Annotated in this window: 8 protein-coding genes; 6 read left to right on the forward strand and 2 right to left on the reverse strand. The window is 42.9% G+C overall.

Translation table 11 applies throughout. The annotated features are described in order from the left end of the window. The first annotated feature begins 4 nt into the window (after positions 1 to 4). Together treP and treR are read left to right on the forward strand one after the other, a co-directional pair. Positions 5 to 2,038, forward strand: coding sequence for a PTS system trehalose-specific EIIBC component (gene treP / locus B9N86_RS12390; RefSeq protein WP_208919487.1), 2,034 nt, complete (start codon positions 5 to 7; stop codon positions 2,036 to 2,038). 42 nt (positions 2,039 to 2,080) lie between these two features. Further along, complete coding sequence (treR, locus tag B9N86_RS12395) at positions 2,081 to 2,812, forward strand: trehalose operon repressor (RefSeq protein WP_208919488.1); 732 nt, start codon at positions 2,081 to 2,083, stop codon at positions 2,810 to 2,812. A 348-nt stretch (positions 2,813 to 3,160) separates the two neighbouring features. Here treR and B9N86_RS12400 read toward each other — a convergent pair whose 3' ends face one another. Together B9N86_RS12400 and B9N86_RS12405 are read right to left on the reverse strand one after the other, a co-directional pair. Continuing rightward, positions 3,161 to 5,113 (reverse strand): PTS fructose transporter subunit IIABC, encoded by a 1,953-nt coding sequence (locus tag B9N86_RS12400; RefSeq protein ID WP_208919489.1) that lies wholly within the window; start codon positions 5,111 to 5,113, stop codon positions 3,161 to 3,163. 103 nt (positions 5,114 to 5,216) lie between these two features. Continuing rightward, positions 5,217 to 7,151 carry a BglG family transcription antiterminator gene (locus B9N86_RS12405; RefSeq protein ID WP_208920294.1) on the reverse strand — a complete coding sequence of 645 codons (1,935 nt, stop codon included), beginning with the start codon at positions 7,149 to 7,151 and terminating at the stop codon, positions 5,217 to 5,219. A gap of 315 nt (positions 7,152 to 7,466) precedes the next feature. On the opposite strand from B9N86_RS12405, the gene metE reads away from it, so the two are divergent. The 4 genes from metE (at position 7,467) to B9N86_RS30255 (ending at position 12,149) form a co-directional block, all read left to right on the forward strand. Next, positions 7,467 to 9,758 (forward strand): 5-methyltetrahydropteroyltriglutamate--homocysteine S-methyltransferase, encoded by a 2,292-nt coding sequence (metE, locus tag B9N86_RS12410; protein WP_208919490.1) that lies wholly within the window; start codon positions 7,467 to 7,469, stop codon positions 9,756 to 9,758. Positions 9,759 to 10,395: 637 nt separating this feature from the next. Further along, entirely contained in the window at positions 10,396 to 10,980 is a 585-nt protein-coding gene (locus B9N86_RS12415; RefSeq protein WP_210190667.1) for a sigma-70 family RNA polymerase sigma factor, read from the forward strand. Further along, positions 10,973 to 11,740, forward strand: a complete 768-nt coding sequence (locus tag B9N86_RS12420; RefSeq protein ID WP_208919491.1) for a hypothetical protein — start codon at positions 10,973 to 10,975, stop codon at positions 11,738 to 11,740. Before B9N86_RS12415 ends, B9N86_RS12420 begins: the two co-directional genes overlap by 8 nt. A 217-nt stretch (positions 11,741 to 11,957) precedes the next feature. Then, entirely contained in the window at positions 11,958 to 12,149 is a 192-nt protein-coding gene (locus B9N86_RS30255; RefSeq protein WP_244563057.1) for a hypothetical protein, read from the forward strand. Positions 12,150 to 12,221 lie beyond the last annotated feature (72 nt).

Genomic DNA, 12,221 nt, shown 5'->3' on the forward strand with positions numbered 1-12,221 from the left:
GGCTATGGCGAAATTAGATCGTAAAAATGTGGAGCGGATCATTGAGGCAGTCGGAGGAAAAGACAACATTGAAGCCGCTACGCATTGTGTAACCAGATTAAGATTTGCCCTTGCGGATGAAAGCAAAGTAGATTCTAAAGCACTTGATGAAAATGATCTGGTGAAGGGACAATTCTCTTCCCAGGGTCAATTTCAGGTCGTGATCGGACCGGGTCTGGTCGACCAAGTCTACAATGAGATGATTGAAATTACTGGGGGCGCCAGAGCAACCAAGGATGATGTGAAATCGCTTGCCAGCAAGAAACAAAATCCACTCCAGCGGGCCATAAAGACGCTTTCCGATATCTTTATCCCGATCTTGCCGGCCATCGTTATGGCGGGTCTCCTGCTTGGAATTAACAATATTCTTACGGGACCCGGCATTTTCTATGAAGGCCAATCATTAATTGAGGTGCATCCTGAGTGGGCAGATGTGGCTTCCATCATTAACCTGATTGCAAGTACGGCCTTTACTTTCCTACCTGTCTTGATCGGTTGGTCAGCTGTGCGACAATTCGGGGGTAATCCGCTGTTAGGGATTGTTTTAGGTTTAATTCTCGTGAATCCGGATCTAATGAGCGCATATCAATATGCAGATGCCAAGCTGGAAGGCACAGTACCGGTATGGAATCTATTGGGATTTGAAGTTGAGAAGATAGGTTATCAGGGTCAAGTGTTACCTGTACTTGTCTCCGCATACATTTTAGCGAAGATCGAGAAGTTTTTAGACAAAAGGGTGCATGATTCTATTAAATTGTTAATCGTAGCACCTGTTGCCTTGTTAGTTACGGGGTTCCTTGCATTTATTGTGGTAGGTCCGATCACATTCATGATTGGTAATGCGCTTACTTCGGGACTTGTCAGCATCTTCGATTCTTTTGCTGCACTCGGCGGTCTGATTTATGGTGGTTTGTACGCATTGCTTGTTATTACGGGGATGCACCACACCTTCCTTGCGGTGGATATTCAACTCATCGGAAGCGAAGGTGGAACTTTCCTGTGGCCGATGCTTGCCTTGTCTAATATTGCACAAGGTGCAGCAGCTCTTGCCATGATGTTCATTGTAAGAGAACAGAAAGCGAAAGGCCTTGCCGTAACCTCATCCATCTCCGCCTTTTTGGGCGTAACCGAGCCGGCGATTTTCGGTGTCAATATACGTTTCAAATACCCCTTTATTTTCGGAATGATCGGTTCCGGGATCGCAGGCGTACTATTAGCCGTAAATAACGTTCTTGCTTCTTCCATCGGCGTAGGCGGCATCCCGGGATTCTTGTCGATCTTCCCGAACCAATGGGGTGTCTTCTTTCTGGGAATGGCTATTGTTCTTGTGATTCCTTTTACCGGTACGCTATTGTATGGCAGATACCAGTTGTCCAGGCAGTCTAATCGGTTGGAGAAAGAAAATACACTGGATTCGGCAGTAAGTGAACAGGCAGTAACGACGGAAGCAGCGAGTGGTCAGAATGAGGTTTCACTAAAATCTGAAGCAAATCCAATTTCTGCGAAGCTTACGGTTGATATCGCGGCACCGCTGAATGGAGTAATTGTGCCTCTATCAGAAGTCCCTGACCCTGCTTTTTCGGAAAAACAGATGGGGCAAGGAATTGCCATTATTCCATCCGAAGGGAAGGTATATGCTCCATTTGACGGAACCGTTGCACACCTGATTAAGAGCAAACATGCACTCATTCTAACCGATGCTAACGGAATTCAGGTTTTGATTCATGTGGGAATTAATACGGTTTCCTTAAAAGGGGACGGCTTTACCGCCCATGTGGAGACAGGATCGATTATAACACAAGGACAACTTTTGCTTGAATTCGATAAAGAACGTATTGAAAAAGCAGGTTTGCCAGTCATTACCCCGATTCTTGTTCCGGATGGGCAGGATGGCATTCAGGAGATTAAAGAATATGAGGGGAGAGCTATTCAAGGTAAGACCCCGGTATTGCAGGTTTCACTCGATCCTAAATCTGGCGTTTCAGACATGGAGCAATGAAATCGCTGCAAAACATGGTACAATAGCTATGGTGATAAAGCGATGACAAACAATATTTTTTTGACACTTTACAAAGATTACGTCGAACGTATTGATGCGGGAATCCTCCAATCTGGAAGTAAACTTCCATCTGAGAATGAGCTTGCTGTGACATACCAAACCTCAAGAGAAACCGTACGCAAGGGATTGAACTTACTGGCACAGAATGGTTACATTAACAAAGTAAAAGGGAAGGGTTCCTTTGTACTAGATACAGGCCGATTGAAATTTCCAGTGTCGGGTCTGGTCAGTTATAAAGAGCTTTCCGAACGATTAGGCAAAAAGAGCCGAACTCTTGTTTATGTAACTGAATGTGTTCCGGCAGGAGACAAAATAGCTAAGGAGCTTCATATCCGAGCAAATCAGCCTGTATGGAAGGTTATACGTGCCAGAGAAATTGAAGGTGAACGCATCATTCTGGATATCGATTATTTGCTTGCTGAAATCGTTACGAATTTGACGAAGGAAATCACGGCAGATTCCATTTATCAATATCTGGAGCAGGAACTTCATTTAAAGATCAGCTACGCAGAGAAGGTTATTTGCGTGGAACGGGCTACGGAGATGGACCATCAGTATATGGATCTCAGAGATGATACCCATGTGGTTGTCGTCCGGGGATATGTTCATCTGGAGGATACAACGCTCTTTCAATATACGGAGTCGAGACATCGGTTGGACAAGTTCCAGTTTGTAGATTTTGCAAGAAGAATATCCATGGTGGAGACTTCGTGAGCTTCAAAATGTATGACCGTTTTCTCAGGAAGACGGTCATTTTATTTACAATCTGATGTGATCCTATTATCCAATATATCGATACTTTTCATAATTTTAGCTAGCATTACATCAAGATTTACGATAATGGCCATAATTAAACACCTCAATTCGTTAGATCGTTATAAATACTTCGAAATCATACTTGGTATGGCTAAGGGAAGTACCTGTCTGCGTATGCATACTTCGAGGAGGGTCAAACAATATTAAAGAGCCTGTTGGTCAGGTAGATCAAGCTAAGTCGTATGTGAGCAAAAAGCCCCCTAGTAAGATCGTTCTGATCTTGGAAGGGGGCTGCCCGTTTATATTTTAATGAATCTCATCTAAAAGATCATAAGCTTCCTGTTTAGTCTGAACTTGCAACAACCGATCACGGTAATCATCGTCCATCAGCTTGCGGGACAGCATTTGCAGTATCTTGAGATGCTCATTCCCTTTGTTCTCAGCGGGAATTGCAATCATAAAGATTAATTTGGCAGTGGAACCGTCTATACTGTTCCAATCAACACCTTCCTGCTTGATCCCGAATACAACACGTGGTTTGATGACTGCATTTGATTTCCCATGGGGAACAGCGATGTTCATACCGATACCGGTTGAGCTTTCCTGCTCACGATTTAGTATCGCTTGTTTAAATTCGGACGCAGAGTTTAGCACCCCGTGTGAGTTTAGCTTTTCGATCATTTCGTCTATTACGCCGTCACGAGAAGTGGCGGTTAATGCTGTATCAATGAGATCGAAGCTAACAATATCCGTCAACTTGTTGACAGGTTCATGCTGCTCTTCTTTTTGAGGAAGAGGCTTGGAATCAACAGTAGAAGCAGGTACAAATGCGTCTTCAACTAAAGCTTGAGGTTGATCGACATCAACATCCTTCTTCAACAGCTTTATCATGAGAGCGGTGACAATCGAGCCGACAATAACAGCGACAAAGAACATCAACACATGATCAACCGCTCCCAGAACTGCAACGATAGGTCCACCATGGGCAACCCGGTCTCCAACCTGACCGAGCATCGCGATAACGGAACCGGTCATGGAGCCGATCATAACACTTGGAATTACGCGCAGTGGATCTTGTGATGCAAAAGGAATTGCGCCTTCCGTAATACCGAACAAACCCATGGTGAAGGAAGCTTTACCGGATTCCCGTTCGGCCTCATGAAATTTGTCCTTAAATAGAAATGTTGCAAGTCCGAGGCCAATTGGCGGAATACATATGGCAACTGCAATGGGTCCCATAATTTCATAGTTTCCTTCTCCGATCATGGCAGAGCCGAACAAGAAAGCAACCTTGTTAACTGGTCCGCCCATATCAAAGGAGATCATGGCTCCGAGTATTAAGGCCAGTAAAATCGAACTTGTTCCTTGCATGCCTGCTAGCCAATTTGTTAATGACTCAAAAATTTGTGCGATCGGTCCACCAAGAAGATAAATAAAGGCTAATCCGACAATTAGAGATGCCATAACAGGAATAATAATGATTGGCATAATCGGAGTGATCGCTTTAGGCACTTTCAATTTCTTAATTCCTAGCGCAACATAACCTGCCAGGAATCCGGCAATAATTCCGCCGATAAATCCTGCCCCAGCCTCACTGCCATAGAAGCTTCCGTTAGCAGCAACGAAACCACCGATCATACCTGGAGCAATACCCGGCCGATCCGCGATACTATAGGCAATAAATCCAGCTAGGATCGGAACCATAAATGTAAAGGCAGCTGCGCCCAAACTTTCGATCGTTTTCCAGAAAGAGTCCTCTGGAATTTTCAAACCGCCTGGTGTAGGTACACCACCGAGGGATAGTGCAATAGCGATGAGCAACCCGCCAACAACGATGAACGGAATCATATAGGATACACCGCTCATCAAATGTCGATAAAACTCATTTTGCTTAGCTGCTTTCTGTTTTCCATTAGTGCCTGCCGCTTCAGAGCTAGGCTGTCCTTGATGAAAGGGAACTTTCCCGCTGATCACTTTTTGAATTAACGCTTCCGGATTTCGAATACCTTCCTGTACACCGACGACTAACAACTTTTTGCCGAGAAACCTACTTTTATCCACATATTTGTCTGCGGCTATTATAATGCCGTCTGCTTGGGCAATATCCGCTTCGGTAAATTCGTTCTCCACACCGATGGAGCCCTGGGTTTCCACCTTCATGGAAACGCCTAACTTGTCTGCTGCCTTCTGCAAGTTTTCTGCAGCCATATACGTATGTGCAATACCGTTTGGGCATGATGTAATTGCTAGAAGCTTCATCTTGACCTTCCCCCTTGTTTTCTAAAACGTTTACAATTTAATCTTAGCGGATTAAAACAAAGGAAAAGTTTTTAATTTTACCGGAGCTTCCGGCAAAATAAGATTATAACAAGGAAAAAATGTCCTCTGGCTGCTTGGCGTAAATAAGCTGCTCGTTTAAAGAGGGCTGTTCACTGAGCAGGGAAAGGCGGTGAAACAATTTTTTCGTGTTCTCCTGCTCCTCGTTTCGCAATGCCAACATAAATACAATCCATACTTTCTCCTGCTCCCATTCCAGTGGCTCCTTCAGTGTAGCGACAGCAATTTGCGACTGTTTAACTAATTTAGGGTCCCCATGCGGAATTGCAATTCCACCGCCAATGGTTGTGGATGACAATCTTTCTCGTAGAAGTGCTTGATGGGCATACTCTTGATCAACAAACCCCTGTGCATATAAGTTGTTGGCCAACTGTTCGATAATTTCAAAACGATGAGAGACCTCTACTTGTGGAAAAATCAATACTGGTCGCGTATACATTTGTAAAATCGAGGTTGCTGCTTCATTTGACTGCTCATCCAGTCGATCGAGGAATTTATCTATTTTTTTAATATCAGCAGATTCCAATAAAGGAGATACTACGATATGTGGAATGGTTAAATTCTCTAAAGGAACCGTAGATACAATAAAATCAACTGAATTTTTATCTAAATATGTACCTAGATCCGCTTTTCTAATCGAGTCCAATACTTGTAGACCACTGAAATTACATTCCAGCTTCGTCCGCAAAATTTGCGAAATACCTGTCCCCATGTGGCATACGGTAACGATACGCTTTTTTATCGTATTCTGTTTGTTCAGTCGTTCAATTGCTGCCTGAAAGTGCAATGTAAGATAGGCGACCTCATCTTCAGGAATCGTAAAATGATAGCTTTGCTTCAGTTGGTTCGTCGAGTAAATGACCATATCGAACATATAGGGGTACATTTTTTTAATGTCTTGAAGAAGTGGGTTGGTTACGCTGAGTCCATAGCTTAGACGATTGATTGTGGAACTTAAATGAATGCGCAGCCCTTCCGTAAGCGTACTATCCTTAGTGAAATCAACGAATGAAAGACTGGATATTTTTCGCAGGAGAGAATCAACCAACTCAGTAACCTCGGCTGTAATTATTAACGGTTGATGATGGACTGTATCCATCCGGGTATTGGAACGGATTTTAGCACCTAGCAGATGCGCCGTTAAATAAGAGATCTCATCCTCGGAGAAGTGGATAGAGAATAGACGTTCAAGCTCTTGGATGAAGGTCCGTGTCCCTTGATATTCTTTTTTTTCCTGAATAAAGGCTTTTTCTTGTTCCGAAAAAGAGATCGGTTGCTTCAGTTTTGTTCTTCTGATCATTAGCAATGTATGGATGAGCAGATTATCGAAGGCTTCATCTGTAAATCGAAACGTTTCTTGCTCCTCCAACTGCCTAAGCTCCCGGGTTACGATGTTTAGCTCCTGGACTTCAAATTTCTTTTTGATAAATTGAGTACTCGTTGTGCCAATCAATTGGTATACTTTGGAGAGCGCGGCTCGCTTCTCTTTCTCATTCCCTTCGATCGTGATGCCAACCTTTTGCTTGGAGATAATGCTAAGCCCCCATTTAACAAGCCAGTGATCCAAAGTGTCTAAATCTTTCCTGATCACTGATCGATTGACAAAATATTGTTCAGCCAGCTCCTGTAGTGTTGTTGGTTTTGTATTCATTAGGAGTTTGTAGGCGATAGCAGCAATACGGTTATCGTCCTGTTCGTATTCGTTCTCTTGGGCTGATCGGAACAATTGATCGAATAATTCCATCTGTTCATGTTCCTCAATATTCAATTTCACACCAAACCCCGGCTTTCGAACAAGAGTTGCATTGTAATGCTCGGATAAATAGAGGTCAATCGCTTCGAAATTGTTTCGGATCGTTTTTTCTGAGCAGTTTAATTTCATAGCCATGTCTCGCACCACATAATATCGGTCTGTGTCAGCTAACAGCATCCGCAGAACTTCCCTCTGACGTGTATTCATCAATTTCGTCAACACCTTGCTGTTTTTAATTGTTTTTAAGTTCAAATCGCCCTCATTATAACCTAGTGGTCAAGGTTATCCAACCATAGCAACTGCTCATCTCTAGTATGAAGTAAATACAGCTTGGCCATCCCGCCTAAAAATTGGTAATCCGAGGGTGTTATACTAATCAGATTTCTTATCAACCCCATTTTGTGCGACAAACCAAGTCTGCTATAGCCTTAGACTATAACTAGATATAGTTTAATACTGTTACTCTATATCCACGAATCCGTGATATCTTACTTGTAACAATTTGTATGGGAGTGTTACGAGATGGCAAAGAGTAGTGTTTTGGGATATCCACGTATTGGTGCGGAACGCGAATGGAAGAAAGCTCTCGAAGCGTACTGGTCAGGCAAGATCGAAGAATCGGAGTTTCACAGTAAGCTGCAGGAAATCCGTCTGGATCATCTGCGTAAGCAGAAGGACAAGAGCTTGGATATCATACCCGTAAATGATTTCAGTTATTATGATCACGTACTGGATACAGCTACGATGTTCGGCATTATCCCAAAACGTTTCTCTTATGAGGGCGGTGTTGTACCTTTGTCTGTTTATTACGGCATTGCCCGTGGGACAAAGGATGCTGCAGCAAGTGAAATGACCAAGTGGTTTAACACCAACTATCACTATATCGTTCCTGAATTGGATGGGGTAACACCGGTAATTACCGAGAATAAACCCCTAGTGGCATATCGAGAAGCGAAGGAGAAGCTCGGTATCGAAGGAAAACCAGTTATCGTTGGACCATTAACCTTCTTGAAGCTGTCTAAAGGATATGAAGTCTCGGAGACGGATGCCTGGCTGGAGCGTTTACTACCGCTCTATGTACAGATTCTGCAGGAGCTTGCACAAGAAGGGGTTCAATGGGTACAGATAGACGAACCGATTCTTGTTACGAAAATAAGCACGGCAGATCTCCAGCGGTTAAAGACGATTTATGAGACCTTTTCTTCATCAGTGCCTGATCTGAACATCATGCTGCAAACCTATTTTGAATCGGTAGAGAATTACAGTGATATTATCCAGCTGCCGGTCAAAGGAATAGGGCTCGATTTCGTACATGGATTCTCCGACAATTTGTCGTCGATTAAAACTTTCGGTTTCCCTTCTGATAAGGTTTTAGGTGCAGGAGTCATCGATGGTCGTGGCATCTGGAAGGCGTCACTTCGTGATAGACTCGTATTACTGGAAGAACTTACGGATCTCGTGACTACCGACAAGCTAATTGTACAATCTTCATGCAGTCTGCTTCACGTACCAGTCACGGTGAAAAATGAGGAAAAGCTCCAAACTGAACTGAAAAATGCTCTCGCATTTGCTGATGAGAAGCTGGACGAGCTCATCCTTCTGACGAAAGCAGTCTCATCTGGCGGGGCTGCTGCAATTAGAGAAGAATTGGAGCAATGCGAGAGTGCTCTTCAGGCACTCAAGCTATCGGATGAGCGTAATCGTAAAGATATTCAGCAAACCGTTGCTGCCATTAGTGCAAAAAATCCAGAACGCAGTCAGCCATTTGCTGAACGTCATATTGCTCAACAGAAGAAATGGCAATTGCCGATTTTTCCGACGACGACCATCGGTAGCTTTCCGCAGTCCGTTGAGGTACGCAAGGCCCGTCAACTGTGGCGTAAAGGCGAGTGGAACAATGAACAGTATGCTGACTTCATCCGGGAGCAGATTGATATCTGGATTAAGCTGCAGGAAGAGATCGGGCTGGATGTTCTCGTGCATGGTGAATTTGAACGGACGGATATGGTCGAATTCTTTGGTGAGAAGCTTGCAGGCTTCGCTTTCACTCAATATGGCTGGGTGCAGTCATATGGTTCCCGCTGTGTGAAACCGCCCATCATATTCGGGGATGTAGCATTTGAGGAAGCGATGACGGTCGAGGAAACCAAGTATGCCCAGACGAAGACCAACAGACCTGTTAAAGGGATGTTAACCGGTCCGATTACCATCATGAACTGGTCATTTGTCCGTGAGGATATTACACGCGAACAAATCGCTTACCAACTGGCCTATGCGCTGAGACAAGAGGTTGAAGCGCTTGAGCAGGCAGGTATCGGTATGATTCAAGTAGATGAGCCAGCGGTTCGCGAAGGACTTCCACTTAAGGAAGAAGATCAGGCGGAGTACCTGGCATGGGCTGTCAAAGCCTTCCGCATGACCACATGCACTGCACAGGATACAACACAAATTCACACGCATATGTGTTATTGCGAGTTCCATGACATGATTGATTCAATCGAGGCTATGGATGCGGATGTGATTTCGATCGAGACTTCGCGTAGCCATGGTGAACTTATTCATAGCTTCGAGGTCAACACTTACAAACTAGGCATCGGATTGGGCGTATATGATATTCATAGTCCGCGCGTTCCACGAGTAGAAGAAATGACCAGCATGATCGAGCGCGCCTTGCGTGTACTGGATCCAAAGCTATTCTGGATTAATCCGGACTGTGGACTCAAAACACGCGGTCTCGAAGAAACAGTTGATTCCTTGCGTAACATGGTTGAAGCGACGCAGATTGCTCGTGAGAAGCATTCCCTTAAGGTGTAGTGGTAGGCTTATAACTGTTAAGCTGACGGGAAATGATATAGTTGAATATCAAACATTAAATAGCAGGCTGTCACAACAGCCTGCTATTTAATTATGCTTAAGATGAATATAACAACTAATAAAAGTACATAGATTACGTACTGATCATATTGCTATAATTGTGACACATAAGATTAGAACAAATTTCCTTTTATAGTTAGGAGCTGGAGCGTCAAATGAAACGGGTTACGTTGCGCCAATCCCAATATTCAGATATGGAAATGATTGCTGATTAACGAGCAGTTGTACTGCGTAGTGATCTGACTAGAAAACGTGTCACCTTAAACGTCTTACAAGGAAGCTCTGCCAAACAACTTTATATAAAATTTGGTTTTAACGTTGATCGGGAGGATGCGATTGATGTTTATAAGTCTTTAGTTGTAGAAGGAGATTAATGAGGGACGGCAGCGAGTACATAATGGCATTGGACAAATAAAAGTATGGAATAGGGGTCGCATTAAGTGCGGCTTTTTTGATGCATCCCTTGTTTTGTTTTATTTTGTTAATACTTTTAGACGTTTTTCGTATTAACTATTGTAAGACTCATAACAACAAATTGCGCAATTTGTTCATCAACGTAATGAGAGGAGGATAGCAGTTGGAAATTGCCCATGTGCCTACAAGAATCTGCGAAAGCACCAAAGTTGACATACATGATGGATTCATGTCGACAGAAAAATTCACACAAATATATGATATGTACTATAAACGTGTCTATAAGTATGTTTGCTATCGAATCCATAATCACTATTCAGCTGAAGAGATATGCAGTCACATATTTGAAGTTGTTATCTCAAAATACTGTACCTTCTCACCAGAAAAATCGAACTTTGAGGTGTGGTTGTTTGCTATTGCAAGAAACTCCGTAGCTGATTATTTCCGATCACAGAAGAAAAAGAGAGTTGTCCTTTCACTGGATGCCATTTTGGATATGGTCTTACCTAAGTCATCACCAGAAGAGATCGTGATCCAAGACGACAATAATCATGCCTTATTCAAGGCGCTTACAAAACTAAGTGACAAAGAGCGGAATATCGTTGCAATGAAATATGCAGCGGGTCTAAAAAACTCCGAAATTGCAGAACTACTTGGTGTAAGTGGTTCAAATATTGGTGTAGTTGTTTACAGAATTTTAAAAAAACTACAAAAAGAATTGGTTAAAGGAGGATTTAAGTTTGAGTAAAAAGCAGGATCTCAGTGAATTTCATGATGTTACGAACTTGCTCACAAATGTAGAACTAGATGACAACACACATAAGGATCAAATTTACAATCGCCTAAAATTCAAAATAGAAACAGGGACCATTCAACGATTTAACACAAAAAAGGACGGTGTATACATGAAAAATAATAAGTGGAAATCTATTGCTGTAACTGCCGCTGTTATGGTTTTACTGTTCGGTACATTTTCAACTACATCATTTGCGCAAGATATGATTCAATCCATATTGGCGCGCTTCCAGGTTGGAAACATGGAAATTACCCAGTATGATAAAGAGCTACCTGATACGGGAGTAAACCATACAGATGTCAAGGTGCAAGGGAATGAATCTCAGGGAAATCAGATAGAAGCTCCTCAACAGATGACGTTGAAAGAAGCACGTGTAGCTATGGATATCGACTTTCCAGCTCCAACATGGTTGTCGGAAAACTATCAATTTTTGAACAGTGTCCTACATGGCGAGAAAATGATTGAGATTCAATATGAAAAAAAGGGAGAGTTTATTTCGTTGTTGATTTCAAGAGGAGCTAATAATGCAATTAGCACTTCTGAAGAGGTCAAGACAGAAACGATTGATGGGAAGAAGGTGTATTTTGCGAACGGAATCGTGATTTGGGAGTATGAAGGGTTCACCTACGAATTGTATCAGATGGCGGAAGAGAATTTTGATACTGATGCAATCCGTAAAATAATTAATTCATTATCAACGGAGAACAAATAATTCACGGTTAAGGTTACGATAGATAGACAGACTACAGATATGAACAAGGCTGCCAAGTAGATTGGCAGCCTTTTACAACAAAAGGAACCGCGTAAAAAGACCACCAAACATATAGGACACGAGTATTTAAATCGGTAGGGCAGAAACCCTGACCATATGCTACCATGTAATTGAATTCATGTATCCAAGTCAATAGAGAAGATGATAGGAGAGTAGGATGGACAAAAAACTGATGAAAGTTCTTAAGAAACTGTACCACCACAGCAACGGCACATATGATACTGAGCGCGAGTTGATTTTGTATAGAGAAGAAGCATTGACCAAGAGGGAGCTTGAACTTCTCCAGGAGCATAGCTGGCCTGTCAATGAAGTGGTGTACATTACGTACGATGCGCATTTCAGAAACTGATGGCTATGCAAAAGGATGATTAGCTGTCTTGGTCTAAGCTTGCTGACTGGTTTGTTGCAGGCGTAGGGGGCA

Origin of the sequence: Paenibacillus uliginis N3/975 (genome assembly GCF_900177425.1) — a bacterium.
Classification (GTDB): Bacteria; Bacillota; Bacilli; order Paenibacillales; family Paenibacillaceae; genus Paenibacillus_AQ; species Paenibacillus_AQ uliginis.

Bases quoted from the DNA above. Each gene is read 5' to 3' on its own strand.
- treP (WP_208919487.1), top strand. From the start codon at position 5: ATGGCGAAATTAGATCGTAAAAATGTGGAGCGGATCATTGAGGCAGTC.
- treR (WP_208919488.1), top strand. From the start codon at position 2,081: ATGACAAACAATATTTTTTTGACACTTTACAAAGATTACGTCGAACGT.
- B9N86_RS12400 (WP_208919489.1), bottom strand. From the start codon at position 5,113: ATGAAGCTTCTAGCAATTACATCATGCCCAAACGGTATTGCACATACG.
- B9N86_RS12405 (WP_208920294.1), bottom strand. From the start codon at position 7,151: ATGAATACACGTCAGAGGGAAGTTCTGCGGATGCTGTTAGCTGACACA.
- metE (WP_208919490.1), top strand. From the start codon at position 7,467: ATGGCAAAGAGTAGTGTTTTGGGATATCCACGTATTGGTGCGGAACGC.
- B9N86_RS30255 (WP_244563057.1), top strand. From the start codon at position 11,958: ATGGACAAAAAACTGATGAAAGTTCTTAAGAAACTGTACCACCACAGC.